Raw genomic sequence first — 18,050 nt, 5'->3', positions numbered from 1 at the left:
AGTTCCCGTCCGGTGTGGCCGGAGAAAAAATGCATTCTTTGCAAAGCCTCTGACCAGGGATCGTTAAAGACGATGTCGGAGAACGTAAAACGAATTTAACCCACGGACGGGTTACCCCCCGTGGATCATGTTGATCGACAACTATGGCTTGAGTCGGCAGCAATCGACTGATAACGGACAGTATTGATGATCGCCAACATATACACAGAGTAAGTAATTGACGGTGCAAGTAAATCGGCGTACTCTTGTGGTTACTTAGTTGAAGCTTCAACGGAGGTCCACCCGTGAGCCGCATGCCCGCCCTGTTCCTGAGCCACGGGGCTCCGCCCCTGGTCGACGACGAGCGCTGGGTCGCCCAGCTCCAGCAGCTCACGGCCGGCCTGCCGCGGCCCCGGGCGATCCTGATGGCCTCGGCCCACTGGGAGTCGGCGCCGCTCATGCTCGGTGCCACCGAGACGGTCCCGCTGGTCTACGACTTCGGCGGCTTCGAGCGCCGCTTCTACGAGACGACCTACACCGCCCCCGGCGCACCGGAACTGGCCGCCCGCATCGAGAAGCTGATGCCCGACAGCGAGCGCGTCGCCCGCACCAACCGCGGCCTGGACCACGGGGCCTACGTTCCGCTGACCGTGATGTACCCCGAGGCCGACATCCCCGTCCTGCAGATGTCGCTGCCCACCCTCGAGCCCGACCGGCTGCTGGAGCTGGGCCGGCGGCTCGCCCCGCTGCGCGACGAGGGCGTGCTGATCGTCGGCTCCGGCTTCACCACCCACGGCCTGCCGTTCCTGCGCGACTGGCGGCCCGACGCGGCCGCACCCGGCTGGTCCCGCGAGTTCGACGCCTGGGCCGCCGAGACCCTGGCCCGCGGCGCGGTCGACGAGCTCGCGGACTTCCGCGACCGGGCGCCCGGCATGCCGTTCGCGCACCCGACGATCGAGCACTTCGCCCCGATGTTCCTCACCCTGGGCGCCGCCGACGACCCGGAGCGGGCGCCGGACCAGCCGATCGAGGGCTTCTGGATGGGCCTGTCGAAGCGATCGTTCCAGGTTACCTAGGCCGTTTGTCAGGTACTTCCCAGGGGAAGCGGGGACAATTCTTAGGAATCACCCCGCTTTACCAAGCTCGGAGGTTCCTGATTCATGCTTGAGGTCACCGCGCTCGGCTGGACGCTGACCATCGGTGTCATCGTCGCCCTGCTCGCCCTCGACCTGACCCTCGGTGTGCTGCGACCGCACGCCGTCGGGTTCCGTGAGGCGGCCCTCTGGTCCGCCTTCTACATCGCGGTGGCGGTCGGCTTCGGCGTCGTCTTCGGCATGGTCGCCGGCTGGGACTTCGGCGCTCAGTACTACGCCGGCTACATCGTCGAGAAGAGCCTCTCGGTCGACAATCTGTTCGTCTTCGTGATCATCATGGCGACGTTCGCGGTGCCGGAGAAATATCAGCAGGAAGTGCTGACCTTCGGCATCATCATCGCGCTGGTGCTGCGAGTGATCTTCATCGCGCTCGGAGCGACCCTGCTCAATCTGTTCTCGTTCACGTTCCTGTTGTTCGGCCTGTTGCTGATCTGGACCGGCGTGCAGTTGTTCCGGCACCGCGACGAGGACCCGGACATCGAGGACAACCTGGTGGTCCGGACCGGCCGCCGGTTCCTGCCGCTGACCGACGACTACGTCGACGGCAAGATGGTCACCCGGGTCGACGGCCGCCGGATGTTCACCCCGCTGTTCCTGGTGCTGATCGCGATCGGCGGCTCCGACCTGCTGTTCGCGCTCGACTCGATCCCGGCGGTGTTCGGCGTGACCGACGAGGCGTACATCGTCTTCGTCGCCAACGCGTTCGCCCTGCTCGGCCTGCGCGCGCTGTTCTTCCTGGTGAAGGGCCTGCTCGACCGCCTGGTCTACCTGTCCACCGGCTTGTCGATCATCCTGGGGTTCATCGGCGTCAAGCTGGTGCTGCACTGGGCGCACAAGGACATCAGCGACTCGGTGCCCGAGGTCGGCATCGGGCTCTCGCTCGGCGTCATCGTGACAGTTCTGGTGGTCACCACGGTGGCGAGCCTGGTCAAGGTACGGAAAGACCCGGACGCCAAGGCCCATGCGGGCAGCGTCCGGGCCGGTTCAGTGGCAGAGGAGCAGAAACCTCAGCCGAGGTAACCGCCGAGGCCGGCGGTCTGCCGCACGGCGGACTGCTGGCGCTCGAGGTCCTGGCGGTAGAGGATGGCCCGGATCTGCTCGGTCTCCTCGCTGCTGTGGCGGCTGAGGAGCTCGTCCAGTTCGGCGCGCTCGGCGGTGGTGCGGAAAGAGGCGAGCTCGTCGGCGAGCCGGCGGTGGGCGACGCGCATGGTCCGGCGGTTGGCCAGAGTGGTACGAGCGTCGCGGAGTCTCCTGGAGAGCTGCATGGTGGCTGGTCTCCTATACGGATCGTAGTGGCGATAGGCTTCGTCGCCTTCGTTCACAACGATCCTCCCCCGCCGCTTCTTCCCCAAATCAAGCAGGTAAAACTCCCGATCCAAAAGTGACGGCGACCACGCGTTTCATGTCGCCGGGGTCACTCTCCGTCGACAATGTGCAGCTCAGGCGGTGGTGGTGACTTCGGACACCTCGGGGGTCTGCAGACGGGACAGCAACTGGGTGCGCGAGCGCACCCCGAGCTTGCGGTAGACCCGGGTCAGCGTCGCCTCCACGGTCTTGACGCTGAGGTAGAGCTGGGTGGCGATCTCCCGGTTGCTGGCGCCGTCCCGGACCAGGCCGGCGATCTTCAGCTCGGTCGAGGTGAGACCGAAGTCTGCCGGGGTCGAGTTGCCCTCGGTGCGGGCCAGCGCCCGCTCGGTCTGCTCGGCCCACGGCTTCGCGTCGGCGGCCAGGAAGATGGTCAGGGCCGCGCTGATCGCCATCCGGGCCGCCGCGTACCGCCGCCGGCGCCGCTCGGCGCCACCCTGCACGAGGAGCGCGTGGGCCTGCTCGATCGGCTGGTGCAACTGTTCGAAGTGCTGGGCCGCGGCGGCCGACAGCACCACCGCCGAGTCGGCGTGACCACTCTCCGAGAGCACCACGGCGGTGGCCCGGTCGAGATAGCCGACCGTGCCGGGCGAATTGCCGAGCCGGTGTGCGGCGGCCCGGGCCTCGGCCAGGATGGCGGCGGCCTCGGCGTGTTCACCGAGGGCGGCCAGCCCGCCGGCCAGATCGCCGTGCCAGCGCACGATCATCGGGTCGGCGCCGCCGGACTCGGCCTCCAGGTCGCGCAGCCGGCGCAGCGCCGCCACCCCCGCCCGGGTCTCCCCCGCCCGCAACTCGGCCTGGCCGAGCGCGTGCAGGTTGCGCCGCAGGTAGAGGCTGTCACCCTCCTGTTCGGAGGCGCGCACCCCCCGGCGGGCGAACCCGGCCGCGGCGGCGAGGCTCCCGCCGGCCTGCTCGGCGACCGCCGCCGTGTACCAGGTCGGGCCGGGGCTGAGCCCGGCGTGCTGGGCGGCCTCGACCGCCCGGTGGGCGTACTGCAGCGCCTCGCGGCAGCGCCCGGCCCGGGTGGCCACCTCGGACAGGCTGCGCAGCACCTCGACCCGGGCCTCGCCGATCCGGTCGTGCTCGGCGACCACGAGCAGCTTGAGCAACTCCTCCCGGGCCTCGTCGACCCGGTCGTCCATCATGGCGAACCGGGCGGCCATGTAACGCGGCCCGTAGTGCAGCCAGTCCGGCGCCGGGGTGGCCGGCAGCTCCAGGGCCTGGCCCAGCGTCTCGATCCAGCGGGGCTCGCCCCGCAGCCGCTGCACCTGGGCGATGAGGCTGAGCGCCATCGCCTCGGTGGTGGGATCGCCGGCCTGCCGGGCGGCGTCGACGGTGCGCCCCGCCTCGGTGGCGGCCCGGTCCGGGTCGCCGGTGAGGAACGCGGCCCAGGTCAGCCGCAACCGGATCGGGGCGAGCAGGGCCGGGTCGTCGCCGGCCTCGGCGAGGGCGGCGGCGAACGTCTCCCCCATCTCGGCGATGGCCTGCCCGGCCAGGTCGAGCAGGACGAGCCGGGCCCGCACCCGGTGCCCGGCCGGCGCGTCGGCCGCGATCACCGCCTCGGCGGCCCGGCCGGCCAGGGCCGACGCCCCGCCGGTGAGCGCGGTCCGGGCGGCCACCACCAGCCAGTCGAGCCGCTGGGCGGCCAGGGTGTGCGGGCAGCGGTCGGCGGCCAGCAGATAGAGCTCGGCGGCGGTGCGCCCGGCTCCCCGGTCGGCGCAGCGGTCGGCCGCGGCGGCCAGCGAGCGGGCCACGGTCGCGTCCGGCCGGGTGGTGCGCAGGGCGCGGTGCCGCAGCGCCTCGATGGTGTCGATCGCGCCGGCCGCGAGCGACGCGTGCACGGCGGACCGCTGGGCCGCGGTGGATTCCTCGGCGAGCACCTGGGCCAGCAGCGGCGGGGTGAACCGGATCGCCTCGCCGTCCAGCTCGACCGTCCCGCCGGCGGCGGCCACCCGCAGGTCGCGGTCGGCGTCGTCGCGGCCGGCCCGCAGCAGCACGGTGGTGGTCGGCTCGGTGGCCAGCGCCGCCACCAGCAGCGTGGTCGTCACCTCGGCGGGCAGCGCGCGGAGCCGGTCGCGCAGCAGCTCGCGGGCGGCCTCCGGGATCGCGGCGGGCCGCCAGGCCGGTCCGGGGGCGAGCGCACCGCCCAGGGCGAGGGCGAGGAACGGGTTGCCGGCGCTGGCCTCGTGCATCCGGCTGGCCGTCCGGCAGGGCAGGCCGCGGGCCTCGAGCAGGGCGGTCAGGTCGTCGGCGGCCAGCGGGGGCACGGCCAGTTCGAGGACCGGTGCCGGGCACAGCCGGGCCGCGCGGCGCTTGCCGGCCGGGTCGGGGCGGCGCTGCGCGGCGAGGACCCGCACCCGCGGGCCGGGCCGGCGGCGCATCGCGAAGCCGATCATCTCGGCCGACTCGGCGTCGAGCCACTGGGCGTCGTCGAGCACGAGCAGCACGGCGCGCCTGCGGGCGCAGTGGGCGAGCAGCAACGGCAGGACCAGCCGGCGGACCAGCGTGGCGGTCCCCCCGCGCGGCGGGAGGCCCTGCCGCAGGGCGGCCAGAACGGCCCGCTGGGCGGGTGGCAGGGCCGCGGCGGCGTCCTCCGGCATCTGCGACACCAGGTCGGCGATCCCGGCGTACGGCAGGGAGCGCTCGGTGCGCACCGGCCGCAACCGCAGCACCAGCTCGCCGCGCGCGACCGCACCGGTGGCCACCGCGTCGAGCACCGCGGTCTTGCCGATGCCGGCCGGGCCGTGCAGAGCCACGCCGCCCCCGGCGGCCAGCCGACTGTCGACGGCGGCCAGGAGTGCGGCGCGACCGCGCAGGGTGGTCGCGTCGGCCTGCACGCGAGTCACCCCCTAGGTCCGAGCTGGCTACAGCGTAGGAAGCCAGGGGTCGCCCATCAATGCTTTCGAATATGACAAGACAATTGACCTTGTCACATGCTTCACATCGATCTATTTAGCGGTGGCGGTCACCGAGGTGGCAGTGACCGTGCCGTCGGTGCCGGTCGCGCCCTGCACGGTGACCGACTGGCCGGCCTTCACGTCGGAGAGCTTGCCCTTGCTGGCGGTCGACACCGAGGTCTTGCCGTCGGTCTTGACCGTCACCACGTCGCCGTCCGGCGTCTGCACGTAGATCGTCGTCCCGTTGACCAGCTTCACCGTGCCGGTGGTGCCGGCGGCCGCAGCGGTGGTGGCGCCCGCCTGCGGGGCGGCCTGTTGACCGGTCCCGCCGCCCGGGAAGCCGTACGCGCCGGCGCCGGTACCCGTGCCGCCGCCGTACCGTCCGGCTCCGGTGCCGCCGGCGCCGAAGCCGCCCGCGCGGGCACCGCCGGCGGTGTTGCTGCTGCTGGTGCCCCACTGCTTCTGCGCCTGCAGGCCGCCGACGAAGCCACCGACCAGCAGCGCGGCCGCGGTGAGCACGATGGTGGCCTTGTTCCACCACTTCTTCGGCGCGGCCTTGGCGAGTTCCTTGGCCAGGTCGTCGTCGCGGGGATCGTCGAACTCCGGTTCGGCCGGAACGGTCGAGATCACGGCGGTGTCGTCATTCATGGGAGTCACAGCGGATCCTCACTCGTAGCGCAGCGCGTCGATGGGACGCAGCCGGGCGGCGCGGCTGGCGGGCAGGCCGCCGAAGAACAGTCCGATGGCGATGGACACGCCCAGGGCGAGCCCGACCGAGCTGGGCACGATCACCGGTCGTACGCCGACGATCTCGAAGTTGCTGCCGATCAGCGCGGCCGCGACGCCGAGCGCGCCGCCTATCACGCTCAACAGGGTGGCCTCGATCAGGAACTGGTTGAGGATCACCCGCCGTGGTGCGCCGAGAGCCTTGCGGATGCCGATCTCCCGGGTCCGCTCGGTCACCGTCACCAGCATGATGTTCGTGATGCCGATCCCGCCGACCAGCAGGCTGATCGCGGCCACCGCGCCGAGCAGCGTGGTGAACGTGTCGGCGGTCGCGGTCTGCGTCTCCAGCAGCTGGGACGCGTTCTGGATGCGGTACGGCGTGCTGTTCGAGCTGGTCGACGACGCCGTGGTGGTCAGCCGCTGGTCCAGGATCGTGGACACCTCGGACTGGACCAGGTCGACCTTGTCCGGGTCCTTCGCCTCGACCAGGATCGAGCTGAGCGCGCCGTAACCGCTGAGCACCTGGCGGACCGCGTTGAGCGGCGCGATCGCGGTGTCGTTGGAGTCCTGGTTGCCGGTGGAGCTCTTCTCCGCCAGCACGCCGACCACGGTGAACAGCGCGCCGCTGACGGTGACCTGCTTGTCGATCGGGTCGACGCCGGGGAACAGCTCCTCGGCCACGGTCTCGCCGATCACCACGACCCGCCGGCCCTGCGCCACGTCGTCCGCGCTGAACCCCGCGCCCTCACCGACCGGCGTGTTCGACGCCTTGAACCAGTCGGTGGTGGTGCCGACGAACGTGCTGACGTCGTGGTCGGTGCCCTCGTAGGTGATCGTCGCGGACGAACTGACCACCGGGGACACCGACGCCACGTCGGGCGCCATCGTCGGGTCGGTCAGCGCGTCGGCGATCTCGGTGGTCAGCGACGTGTTGGACGAGCCGCCCCGGTTGGTACTCATCACCGTGATGGTGTTGGTGCCGAGCGCCTCGATCCGGTCGCTGACCGCCTTGGCCGATCCGTTGCCGACCGCGACCAGCAGGATCACCGAGGCGACACCGATCAGGATGCCCAGCATGGTGAGCGCCGATCGCAGCTTGTTGGCGGACAGACCCCGCAGGGCGAACCGCACTACTTCCCGAAAGCTCATGCTGCGCTCACCTCTGGCATGCCCTTCTGGCCCTCGCCTGCGGCGCCGTTCGCATGTGCGGCTGGGTGCCGCTCGGTGCAGGCGGTCATGCCGTGTGCCGTCCCGCGAAGGCGCCGACCGGCCGCTGGTTGAGCGGCGACTGGCGGGTGTCCTGGACGATCCGGCCGTCGACCAGGCGGACCAGCCGCTTGGCCCGGGCGCCGACCTCGTCCTCGTGCGTGATGATCACGATGGTCCGGCCGGCCGCGCTGAGGTCGTCGAAGACGTTGAGCACGTCCTCGGTCGAGCGGCTGTCCAGGTTGCCGGTGGGCTCGTCGGCGAGCAGCAGGGCCGGCTCGGTGACCAGTGCCCGGGCCACCGCGACGCGCTGCTGCTGACCACCGCTGAGCTGGTTCGGCTCGTGCTTGGCCCGGTCGTCGAGACCCACCACGCTCAGCGCGGCGAGGGCTCGCCGGCGCCGCTCGCGCGGCTTCACCCCGGCGTACGCGAGTGGAAGCTCGACGTTCGCCACCGCGGTGGTCCGCGGGATGAGGTTGAACGACTGGAAGATGAACCCGATGAGCCGGTTGCGAGCCAGGGCCAGCTGCCGGTCGCCCAGCTTGCTGACGTCCACCCCGTCCAGGTGGTAGGTGCCGTGGGTGGGCACGTCGAGCGCGCCGAGGATGTTCATCAGGGTCGACTTGCCGGAGCCGGACGAACCCATGATCGCCACGTAGTCGCCGCGTTCGACCACCAGCGACACCCCGGCCAGCGCGTGCACGGTGGCCTCGCCCTCGCCGTAGATCTTCTGCAGGTCGCGGACCTCGATGACCGGGCGCGTCATCGCGGGCCCCCGCCGCCGCCGAGGTTGCCGCCGCCGAAGTTGCCGGTGCCGCCGCCGGGGAACTGGCCGCCGCCCGGGAACTGGCCGGTGGTGCCGCTGCCCGAGGAGGTGGAGGTGGTCTTGAGCTCGACCTGCTCGCCGACCGTGACACCGGAGGTGATCTCGGTGGCAGCATCACCCTCCAGCCCGATCTCGACCTGACGCGCCTCCGAGGCACCGTTGGCGACCACCGTCACCGTGTGCCGGGTGCCGACCGTCGTCACCGCCGCCGAATTGACGTAGACGACGTTCTCCTTGCTGCCGGTGGTGACCGAAACCGACACGGTCTGGCCGACCTTGGCGCCGGTCGGCACCTTGTCCAGGGTCAGCGTGACGCCGTAGGTCACCACGCTGTTGCTGGTGGTGCCGGACGGGTCGATCGCGGTGACCTTGGCGGTCGCGGTGGTGCCGGACAGCGCGTTCCAGGTGACCTGGGCGACCTGCTTCTCCTTGAGCTTGGTCGCGTCGGCCTCGGCGAAGTCGGCGCCGACCTGCATCTTGGTCAGGTCGGCGATCTCCACGAAGCCGGACGACGAGGAACTCGAGGAGCTTGTCGTGGAGCTGCTGCCGCCGCCGGCGCTCGAACCGCCGCCGCTGCTGCTGCCACCGGACGACGACGAGGAGGAGGAACTGCCGGAGGAGGAGCTGCCGAGCGTGCCGTTCACCGCCGTGACCGTGCCGGCCATCGGGGCCTTCAGCACGGTGCCGTCGACCCCGGCCTGTGCGTCGTCGACCGCGTCCTGGGCCTGGGCGACCTCGTTCTCGGCGGTCGAGGTGTCCGACCCGGCGTCCTCGGCCCGGTCCAGGGCGTCGTTCGCGGCGTCCAGGTCGGTCTCGGCGGCGTCCAGGGTGCGCTGCGCGTCGGCCGGATCGACCTTCGCGAGCACCTGTCCCTTCTTCACCACCGATCCGACCTTCACGTTGATCGCGGTGACCGTTCCGCCGGTCTCGAAGCTGGCGGTCGCCGTGCTCGCGCTCTCCAGGGTCCCGTCCGCGGACACGGTCTTGGTGACCGTGCCCTGCTGAACCGGAACCGAGCGAACCGAGGCGTTGGCGGCCGTCGTGGTGTCCGGTCCTGACAGGGTCTCGTACGCCCAGAAGGCCCCGGCGACGAGGGCGACTCCGAGGGCGGCGTTGACCGCCACTGTGGGACGTCGCAGGTTAAGGCGCGCTGGCATGCGGGACACTGTGGTGGGGCGGCCTGGGAGGATCTTCGTCGGAAGCTCGGAGCCAGCTCGGAATCTCACGGGGTGTCACCGGAGGTCGGCAGCAGGACCCGGAATGTGGCCCCTCCGCCGCGTGGCGCATCGAGTTCCACCCACCCTCCGTGACCGTGAACGATCGCCGCCACGATGGACAGTCCGAGCCCGGATCCGCCGCCCCGGCCGCGGGTGCGGCTGGAGTCGGCACGGTAGAGCCGCTCGAAGACGCGGGCGGCGTGCAGCGGCGGCACACCAGGCCCGTCGTCGGTCACCTCGAAGACCGCGAGGGGCAGGCCGGGCCGCACGGTGGCCGGGCCGGACAGCACGGTGGTCGCCCGCGGCGGCCGAGCCGGCAGCCGGCCCACCCGCACGGTGACCCGGGAGCGGTCCGGGGTGTGCTGCAGCGCGTTGGCGACCAGGTTGGTGGCGACCTGGCGCAGGCCGTGCTCGTCGCCGAGCACGGTAGCCGGTTCGAACGTGTCGGTGTCGTCCTCGAGCCCGGACAGCTTCACCGGCCGGCCCGGCACCCGGGCGTGCGCGTCCCGGATGGTGTCGGCGGCGATCTCCAGCAGGTCGACCGGGCGCAGCGCGGGCGGTGGCCGCTGCTGGTCGAGGCGGGCCAGCATGAGCAGGTCCTCGACGAGGACGCCCATCCGGCCGGCCTCACCCTCGATCCGGCTCATCGTCTCGTCCAGGGCCGCGCCGGGCGGTGCGCCGCCCCGCCGGTACAGCTCGGCGAAGCCGCGGATCGAGGTGAGCGGGGTGCGCAGTTCGTGCGAGGCGTCCGCGACGAACTGCCGCAGCCGCTGCTCGCTGTCGGTGCGGGCGTCCACCTCGGCCTCGATGCGGGTGAGCATCGAGTTGAGCGCGAGGCCGAGCTTGCCCGGCTCGGTGTGCCGATCGGTGTCGGCGACCCGGCCGGAGAGGTTGCCGGCCGAGATCTCGGTGGCCAGGTCCTCCATGTCGGTGAGGGGGCGCAGGCCGAGCCGGACCACGAACCACGCTCCCCCGATGAGCAGGGCCAGCACCAGCACCGAGACGCCGGCGTCGATGAGCAGCAGCTGGTCGGTGGTCTGCTGGACCTCGGAGAGGGACACCCCGATGACCGCGTAGCCGCCACTCGACGAGTCGGGCACGGCGATCACCCGCCAGTCGTTGCCGGTCCCGCTGATCGTGTACGGCCTCGCGGTGGCGGCCCGGGACTTGACCTCGGTGAAGTCCTCGACCGCGGCGGCCGTCTTGTCGGTGGTGTAGCTGCGGTCGGCGTTCAGCGTGCCGTCCGGGTCGTAGACGTACATCAGCTGCTCGGGCCCGAGTCGCTGGAACCGGCCCCGCGGCACGTAGTTGCTGAACGCGGCCGGGTGGTCCTCGGCGAACGGCCGGGCCATCCCGGTGAGCTGGTCGTCGATGCGGCCCAGCAGGTAGGTGCGGATCAGCACCAGCCCGGCGACGTTCGCGACGATCAGGGCGACCGCGGCGAGCGCGCCGACCACCAGGACGAGGCGGGCGCGCAGAGTCCAGTGGCCCCACCGCCGCGGTCGCCAGCGGAGCCCGGATCTCACTCTTCTCCGCCGCGGGGCAGCCGCAGGGCGTAGCCGACACCGCGGACGGTGTGGATCAGCGGCGGGTCGGTCTTGTCGATCTTGCGACGGAGGTAGTACACGTACGACTCGACGATGCGGCCGTCGCCACCGAAGTCGTACTTCCAGACCCGATCCAGGATCTGCGCCTTGCTGACCACCCGGCCCGCGTTGATCATCAGGTAGCGCAGCAGGTTGAACTCGGTCGGCGACAGGTCGATCAGCCGGCCGGCCCGGCGCACCTCGTGCGCGTCCTCGTCGAGCTCCAGATCCGCGTAGCGCAGCACCCCGGCGTCGGCACCCGGACCATCCAGCTCGGGCTGGCTGCGCCGCAGGATCGCCCGGATCCGCAGCACGACCTCCTCCAGGCTGAACGGCTTGGTGACGTAGTCGTCGGCGCCGGCCGAGAGACCGGAGATCCGGTCCTCGACCGCGTCGCGGGCGGTCAGGAACAGCACCGGCACCCGGCTGCCGTTGGCCCGCAGGCGCTTGGCGACGTCGAAGCCGTCCACGTCGGGCAGCATCACGTCGAGCACCACCAGGTCGGGCTCGAACTCCTCGATCGCGACCAGGGCCCGGTGGCCGGTGTCGACCACCCGCACCTCGAACTCGACCAGCCGGAGCGTGGCGCTGAGCAGGGCGGAGATGTTGGGCTCGTCGTCGACGACGAGGACCCGGGCGGCCCGCGCCGGGGGCTCGCTCACCGCGACAGAAGATCGGGAATCAGATAGCACCCGGAATGAGTATCAATGCTACCTAGGAATTCCCTATGAATCGTGCAGGAGCCAGCTGTACACGCACGGTCACCAAGATCGGGTGACCTGATCACCTTCGGTGAGACCCTTGGTGATCTCGGTGTACTGGTCGCCGCGCAGCCCCACGCCCACCGTCACCTGGGTGCCCTTCTTCAGCACCGTCCCGGTGTCGCCCTTGACGTTGTGCACCGCGGTGCTGGGCACCCGGAGCACGCCGGTCTTCGAGCCGGTGGTGATCTTCACCGACGCGCTCTGGCCGACCAGCAGGTCAGTCGGCGCCTCGTCGAAGGAGAGCAGCGTGCCGAAGGTGACCATGGTGCCGTCGCTGGTGCCGGTCGGGTCGACCTGCACGACGGTCGCCTTGAACTCCTTGCCCGCCCGGTCGGCCAGGGTGACCACGGCCTTCTGCTTGACCGCGAGCCGGTCCGCGTCGGCCTCCGGGAAGGACGCGCTGATCTGCATGTCGTACACGTCGGCCAGGGTGATGAACGTCGAGCCGGAGCTGACGCTGCTGCCCACCTTGCCGCCGACGCTGATGATCCGGCCGGCGATCGGGGCGGTGATGGTGGCGCCCTCGAGCGCCTCCTCGGCCTCCTCGAGCGCGGTGGTGGCCGAGGTGACCCGCTGCTCGGCGCTGAGGATCGCGTCGCCGCCGCTGCTCTGCCCACCCTGCTGACCGCTGCCGCTGCCGCTGCCACTCCCGCTGCCGCCGCCGGTGGAACAGCTGCCGCTCCCGGCGCCCGTGCCGGTGCCGCCCCGGGTGGCGGTCGCGGTCGGCCGGGCGGTCGCCGTCCTGGTCGCCGTGGCCGTGGCGGTCGGTGACCTGGTGGCGGTCGCCGTCGGCGAGGCCGTCGCGGTCGGCGCCGGCGAGGTGGTGGGCGCGGTGGTCGGCGAGGTCGAGGTGTACGCGGCGGCCACGTTGCACCCGGCGGACGTCGTGGTGGACGTCTTCGAGGCGTTCGCCTTGGCCTCGGTCAGCGCGTCCTCGGCGTCGTCGAGGGTGTCCTGCGCGTTGCCCACCGCCGTGGCCGCGTCGGTGTCGTCGACCTTCGCGAGCACCTGGCCGGCGGCCACCGTGTTGCCGGCCCGCACCGACACGCTCTCGACCGTGCCCTGCACCGCGAAGGACAGACTGCGCGTCTGCGCCGGCTGCAACGTGCCCGTCGTGGCCACCTCGGTGGTCACGTCACCGAGGTCGACCGCCGAGGTGGCGGCCGCCTGCGGTTTCGCCGAGGCGTCCGCGGTCAGCGCGTGCACCACCCCGTACGCGATCAGCGCGAGCACGACGACAGCCGCAGCGATCCAGATCCAGCGCCGTCGACCGGCCAGAGCTTCACCCATGGCGGGGAAGTGTTCCGGGTTGTCCTCGCCGAATGCTCGGTTCTGCCTCGGAGTTGGCTCGGAGACGTCGATCTTGAACACAGCCCCGGCACAGGGTCTCCAAGCGAACTATGAGGATCCCCCGACGTTGCGTGCAGGTTGCCCGGCTTGGGTGGGGCCGACATCCCTGGCCGGAGAAATGAGGCATAGTGCGCAAAGTCGGTTCGAAAGCGCCCCGCCGAGCGGCGGCGCTGTTCGTCGCGTCCGCAGCCGTGCTGCTGGTCGCCGCGTGCGGCGGTGGCAGCTCGGACGACTCCTCGAGCGGCGGGAACGGCAACGGTGGCGGACAGAACACCGCGTTCGCCGCGTACCAGCAGTGCCTGGCGAAGAACGGCGTGACCATCACGATGCCGTCCCGGCAGCCGCGCGAGGGCGCGTCGGGCTTCCCCGAGGGCGGCCGGCCGTCGGGCATCCCGTCCGGCATGCCCCGGCCTTCCGGCAGCTTCGGTGGCGGTCGCGGCCAGGGCGGTTTCCCGGGTGGCGGCGGGTTCCAGAAGCCGGACAACGTCGACGACGCGACCTGGCAGAAGGCTCAGGAGGCGTGCGCCTCGGTGCGGCCGTCCTTCGGCGGCGGCATGAACGGCGGCAACGGCCGCAACGGTGGCGGCGCGAACGCCGCCTACCAGAACTGCCTCAAGGAGAACGGTGTCACCGACACCAGCAACCTGAACACCGCGGACGCGACCGTCAAGAAGGCGATCGAGACCTGCAAGGTGCTGCAGCCGCAGGCCAGCGCCACCCCGACCGCCTAGGCGGTCCGATCTCCGCGCCGTCGGTGCCGTACCCCCCGTAACGGTATCGGCGGCGCGGGCTCAACCCCGGGTCGTTCGCGACGTGGCCCCCCGGCAGATCGCGAACGGCCCGGCCTGCTCACTAGCGCCGGTCCTGGTGGTTCAGCTGGGCCCATCGGCCGGCCAGTTGGCGGCGGCGGCAGGCGACCAGGTGGCTGGCCAGGATGGCGGGCTGGCCGCCGCGCACGCACGCGTCGGCGCCGGCGGTGAGCACACCCGCCACCACCTCGGCCGGTGCCGCGTCGTCGACCAGCGCGATGACCTGGGTGCGGCCGGGCAGGAGCCGCCGGGCCAGGGCGATGTCGCGCACCGCGGCGCCGGCGAACAGCACCAGCTCGTCGGGCTCGACGTCGTCGAGGTCACCGGCGCTGCGCACCGACCAGCCGGCCGGCAGGTGCTGGGCGAGACCGGCGACCCGGCCGGCCGGTCCGAGGATCGCGACCACCGGGCGGGGGCCGGCACCGGCCGGCAGGCTCGCGGGGTTGAGCGGGAGGTCGATGGCGGTGGCGCTGAAGTCGCGGCCGGCCCCGGTGGAGCGGTTGAGCTGCACAAGCATTTCGGACCCCCTGGTGGGCGGGTGAATCGTTCGGTCCCTTCACGATTCGCCGGAGAGCTGAGTCACCCATGTGGCGTGCCTGTGCGTTTCATGTACAACTTTGATCAAGCACTCTCGCGCCGGACCAGGTGGACCAGGTCGTCGGTGGGCACGGCGGGTCCGGGACGGCCGTTGATCGCCGCGACCACGGTGGCCGAGAGGTAGGCCGCGACCGCGACCTGGTCGGTGGTCACGGTGGTCAGCGCGGGTGCGGCCAGCCGGGCCGGCGGGATGTCATCCACTCCGATCACCGCGAGGTCCGCGGGGACCGACCGGCCTTCGAGGCGTACGCCGGCCAGGACCGCCAGCGCCACCTCGTCGTTGTAGGCACACACCGCCGTGATGCCGGCCGCGTGCCAACGGCGTACGGCGGAAGCGGCCTGCTCCGGATCGAGCGCGACCGTCTCGGTCGCCGGACCACCCACCTGCCGGTCCCGGCATTCGGCGCGGACGCCGGCCAGCCGCGGCTCGGCGAAGATCCGCACCCGGTCGTCGTCCGGATAGGCGTAGCCGAGCCGGGTGTGCCCGGCGGCGATCAGATGACCGGCCTGCTGCCGCCCGATGAGCTGCTGCGGCACCGCCAGCTCACGCCGGTCCGGCTGCGCGCCCCGGCCGAGCGACGCCACCACGAGCGCCACACCGGCGGACCGCATCGCCACTATCTCCCCCGGCGAGAAGTCGGTGTAGGCGATCACCGCGGCCGGGGTGATCGCCTTCCAGATCTCGCCGATCGGCCGGTCCTCCCGGTTGCCCGGGTGGACGACCAGGGTGAGCCCGTGCCGGGCCAGGGCGGTGGACAGATTGCCCAGCATCGAGCCCACCTCGGGGCCGATCGGCCAGTCCGGCAGCAGGCAGAGAACCACGTCGGAGCGGCCGGTGCGCAGGGTGCGGGCGGCGGCGCTCGGCGAGTAACCGAGGCGGGCCGCCGCGTCGAGCACCCGGGTGCGGGTCGACGGGGAGATGGTCTGCGCCGGGGTGTCGTTCATGACGTAACTGACCGTGGCGCGGGAGACACCGGCCAGCCGCGCCACGTCGGCGCTGGTGACCCGGCGGTGGGTCTGTTCGGTCATGGTGACAAGCCTACTTACACGTGTAACCATGGGTCCATGACCACCGACGACATCGCCCCGCTCGTCAAGTCGCTGGATCTGCCCGCCAAGGTGCGGCTCCTCACCGGCGCGTCCGCGTTCACCCTCGCCTCCGAGCCGTCCATCGGGCTCACCGCGATGAACTTCTCCGACGGCCCCACCGGCGTGCGGGGGCTCAAGTTCTCCGGCGGCCGGGTCGTGTCGCTGTTCCCCAACGCCACGCTGCTCGCCTCGGCGTGGGACGTCGACGCCGCCTACGAGGTGGGCTCCCTGCTGGCCGAGGAGGCGATGGCCCAGGAGATCCACGTCGTGCTCGGGCCGACCATCAACCTGCACCGCAGCCCGCTCGGCGGCCGGCTCTTCGAGGCGTACTCGGAAGATCCTCTCCTGACCGGCCGCCTGGCCGCCGCCTACGTGCGCGGCCTGCAGGACGCCGGGGTTGCCGCGTGTCTCAAGCACCTGGTCGCCAACGAGTCCGAGACCGACCGCAACACGGTCGACAGCGTTCTCGACGAGAAGACGCTGCGCGAGCTCTACCTGCTGCCGTTCGAGATGGCCACCGAAGCCTGGTCGATCATGGGCGCCTACAACGACGTCAACGGGGTCGCCGCCACCGAGCAGCACCACGTGATCAACGAGATCGTGAAGGACTCCTGGGGCTACACCGGCCTGGTGATGTCCGACTGGTTCGCGACCAAGACCGCCGCCCCCGCCGCCAACGGCGGCCTCGACCTGGTCATGCCCGGGCCCACCGGCCCGTGGGGCGACGCGCTGGTCGCGGCGGTCCGGGCCGGCGAGGTCGACGAGGCGGTGATCGACGATCACCTCGGTCGCCTGTTGCTGCTGGCCAGGCGGGTGGGCGCGCTGGGTGCCGCCCGCTCCTGGCCGTCTTCGCTTCCGCTCCCCGATTCGGCCGTACGGCGTGAGCAGCTCACCCGCCTCGCCGCCACCGGCATCACCGTGCTGAAGAACGACGGTGACGTGCTACCGCTGGACCGGGCCGCGTCCGTCGCACTGATCGGCCGGCACGCCGTCGAGACGATCGACATGGGCGGCGGCTCCGCCCAGGTCAACCCGCCCTACCAGGTCAGCGTGGCCACCGGCCTCGGCGACCTGGCCCGGCTCACCGTGGTCGACGGGGTCGAGGTGCGCACCCGGCCGGTGCCGGCCCGCGACGGCTTCCTCACCGACCCGGTCACCGGCGAGGCCGGCATCCGGGTCGTCCTCTACGACGCCGCCGGGAACGAGCTGGAGCAGCGCTTCTGCCCGCAGTCCAAGACGATGATCGGGATGGACGACGACTTCCCCGGAACGGTGGCGTCCGCCGTCCTTACCGGGACCGTCGCCGGTCCTTCCGGCGGCGAGGTCGAGCTCGGTGCGATGGGCGTCGGGGACTGGACCGTTTCCGTCGGCGCTGCCGCTCTCTCCTATTCGCTGCGCACCAGCGGCAGCGGCTTCGGCGAGGAGGTGCTCACTCCCCCGCTGCGCACCGACCGCTTCACCGTCCCCACCGGCACCGTCTTCACCGCATCGGTGACGCTCACCTCGGACATGGGCCTCTTCGGTCTCCTCGGCCGGGCGGCCTCGCGCGAGACGGTCGACGTGATCGACGACGCCGTCCGAGCGGCCGCCGGCGCCGACGTAGCCGTCGTGGTCGTCGGCCTCACCGAGGAACAGGAGACCGAGTCGGTCGACAAGACCACCCTGCACCTGCCCGGCGCCCAGGACGCCCTGGTCGAGGCCGTGGCCGGCGCCGCCCGCCGCACCATCGTCGTGGTCAACGCGGCCACTCCGGTGATCATGCCGTGGCTGTCCCGGGTCGACGCGGTCCTCTGGGCCGGCCTCCCGGGCCAGGAGGGCGGCCACGCCATAGCGGCGGCCCTGCTCGGCGACATCGAGCCGGCCGGCCGCCTGGTCACCACGTTCCCCGCCGCCGACGAGGCATCGCCGGCCTGGTCGGTGACCCCGGTCGACGGCAAGCTGACCTACGACGAGGGCACGTTCATCGGCTACCGCGGCCATTTCGCCGGCAAGGCACCGAGGCCCGCGTTCTGGCTGGGCCACGGCCTCGGCTACGGCAGGTGGGAGTACACCGACGTACGCCTGGTCACCGGCGACGCCCCCGCCGTGACCGCCACGGTGACCAACGTAGGCACCCGGCCCAGCCGCGAGGTGGTGCAGGTCTACCTGCGCCCCACCGAGCCGGACGAGCCGGTCCGCCTGGTCGGCTGGACCGCGGTGACGGTGGCCCCCGGTGAGTCGGCCCGCGTGGTGGTCGAGACCGACCCGCTCCTGTGGCGCAAGTGGGACACCACCACGGACTCCTGGTCCCGCCTGGCCGACGGCGGCGAGTTCCTGGTGGCCAGAGGCTTGGGCGACATCCGCGCCGTAGTCTCCTGACCCCGCTTCCGCCTTGCGCCCGCTGCCCTGGGTCCGCCGCCCTCGGCCCGCCGCCCTGGGCCCGCCGCCCTGGGCCCGCCGCCCTCGGCCCGCCGCCCTGGGCCCGCTGCCCTGGCCCACGGCCTTA

General features: G+C 71.9%; 15 protein-coding genes. 4 read left to right on the top strand and 11 right to left on the bottom strand.

Annotated features, from left to right (window positions below; genetic code table 11):
- The first annotated feature begins 293 nt into the window (after window positions 1-293).
- Together Ato02nite_RS01415 and Ato02nite_RS01410 are read left to right on the top strand one after the other, a co-directional pair.
- Window positions 294-1,055 carry a dioxygenase family protein gene (locus Ato02nite_RS01415; protein WP_213004533.1) on the top strand — a complete coding sequence of 254 codons (762 nt, stop codon included), beginning with the start codon at window positions 294-296 and terminating at the stop codon, window positions 1,053-1,055.
- Window positions 1,056-1,139: 84 nt separating this feature from the next.
- A complete protein-coding gene (locus Ato02nite_RS01410; RefSeq protein WP_213004471.1) occupies window positions 1,140-2,153 on the top strand; it encodes a TerC/Alx family metal homeostasis membrane protein in 1,014 nt (337 codons plus the stop codon).
- On the opposite strand, the gene Ato02nite_RS01405 is transcribed toward Ato02nite_RS01410, so the two are convergent.
- From Ato02nite_RS01405 to Ato02nite_RS01365, 9 genes are all read right to left on the bottom strand, one after another.
- A complete protein-coding gene (locus Ato02nite_RS01405; RefSeq protein ID WP_213004470.1) occupies window positions 2,141-2,398 on the bottom strand; it encodes a hypothetical protein in 258 nt (85 codons plus the stop codon). The genes Ato02nite_RS01410 and Ato02nite_RS01405 overlap by 13 nt on opposite strands.
- A gap of 174 nt (window positions 2,399-2,572) precedes the next feature.
- Window positions 2,573-5,335: a helix-turn-helix transcriptional regulator gene (locus Ato02nite_RS01400; protein WP_213004469.1), complete on the bottom strand. Its 2,763-nt coding sequence runs from the start codon at window positions 5,333-5,335 to the stop codon at window positions 2,573-2,575.
- Between the two features lie 111 nt (window positions 5,336-5,446).
- Window positions 5,447-6,043, bottom strand: coding sequence for a hypothetical protein (locus Ato02nite_RS01395; RefSeq protein ID WP_213004532.1), 597 nt, complete (start codon window positions 6,041-6,043; stop codon window positions 5,447-5,449).
- A gap of 18 nt (window positions 6,044-6,061) precedes the next feature.
- Window positions 6,062-7,270: an ABC transporter permease gene (locus Ato02nite_RS01390; RefSeq protein ID WP_213004468.1), complete on the bottom strand. Its 1,209-nt coding sequence runs from the start codon at window positions 7,268-7,270 to the stop codon at window positions 6,062-6,064.
- A gap of 85 nt (window positions 7,271-7,355) precedes the next feature.
- On the bottom strand, window positions 7,356-8,093 hold the full coding sequence (locus Ato02nite_RS01385; RefSeq protein WP_213004467.1) for an ABC transporter ATP-binding protein: 738 nt from the start codon (window positions 8,091-8,093) through the stop codon (window positions 7,356-7,358).
- Window positions 8,090-9,310, bottom strand: coding sequence for an efflux RND transporter periplasmic adaptor subunit (locus tag Ato02nite_RS01380; protein WP_213004466.1), 1,221 nt, complete (start codon window positions 9,308-9,310; stop codon window positions 8,090-8,092). Before Ato02nite_RS01380 ends, Ato02nite_RS01385 begins: the two co-directional genes overlap by 4 nt.
- Before the next feature lie 65 nt (window positions 9,311-9,375).
- Entirely contained in the window at window positions 9,376-10,896 is a 1,521-nt protein-coding gene (locus Ato02nite_RS01375) for a sensor histidine kinase (protein ID WP_213004465.1), read from the bottom strand.
- Entirely contained in the window at window positions 10,893-11,618 is a 726-nt protein-coding gene (locus Ato02nite_RS01370; RefSeq protein WP_213004464.1) for a response regulator transcription factor, read from the bottom strand. The genes Ato02nite_RS01375 and Ato02nite_RS01370 overlap by 4 nt, the downstream gene beginning before the upstream one ends.
- A gap of 99 nt (window positions 11,619-11,717) precedes the next feature.
- Window positions 11,718-13,010 carry an efflux RND transporter periplasmic adaptor subunit gene (locus tag Ato02nite_RS01365; RefSeq protein WP_213004463.1) on the bottom strand — a complete coding sequence of 431 codons (1,293 nt, stop codon included), beginning with the start codon at window positions 13,008-13,010 and terminating at the stop codon, window positions 11,718-11,720.
- Between the two features lie 188 nt (window positions 13,011-13,198).
- Between Ato02nite_RS01365 and Ato02nite_RS01360 the strand changes: the two genes are divergently transcribed.
- Window positions 13,199-13,801 carry a hypothetical protein gene (locus Ato02nite_RS01360; protein ID WP_213004462.1) on the top strand — a complete coding sequence of 201 codons (603 nt, stop codon included), beginning with the start codon at window positions 13,199-13,201 and terminating at the stop codon, window positions 13,799-13,801.
- Window positions 13,802-13,922: 121 nt separating this feature from the next.
- Here the strand turns inward: Ato02nite_RS01360 and Ato02nite_RS01355 are convergent, their stop codons facing one another.
- Both Ato02nite_RS01355 and Ato02nite_RS01350 read right to left on the bottom strand, forming a co-directional pair.
- Window positions 13,923-14,396, bottom strand: a complete 474-nt coding sequence (locus Ato02nite_RS01355; protein ID WP_213004461.1) for a hypothetical protein — start codon at window positions 14,394-14,396, stop codon at window positions 13,923-13,925.
- Between the two features lie 104 nt (window positions 14,397-14,500).
- Window positions 14,501-15,505 (bottom strand): LacI family DNA-binding transcriptional regulator, encoded by a 1,005-nt coding sequence (locus Ato02nite_RS01350; RefSeq protein ID WP_213004460.1) that lies wholly within the window; start codon window positions 15,503-15,505, stop codon window positions 14,501-14,503.
- A gap of 36 nt (window positions 15,506-15,541) precedes the next feature.
- Between Ato02nite_RS01350 and Ato02nite_RS01345 the strand changes: the two genes are divergently transcribed.
- The gene (locus Ato02nite_RS01345; RefSeq protein WP_213004459.1) at window positions 15,542-17,923 is read left to right on the top strand and encodes a beta-glucosidase family protein; all 2,382 of its coding nucleotides are present in this window, start codon (window positions 15,542-15,544) and stop codon (window positions 17,921-17,923) included.
- Window positions 17,924-18,050: the final 127 nt, after the last annotated feature.

The sequence above is a fragment of the Paractinoplanes toevensis genome, from assembly GCF_018332695.1.
Taxonomy (GTDB): Bacteria; Actinomycetota; Actinomycetes; order Mycobacteriales; family Micromonosporaceae; genus Actinoplanes; species Actinoplanes toevensis.
The sequence above is the reverse complement of the archived record's forward strand: the minus strand, read 5'-3'. Positions and strand labels throughout refer to the sequence as shown.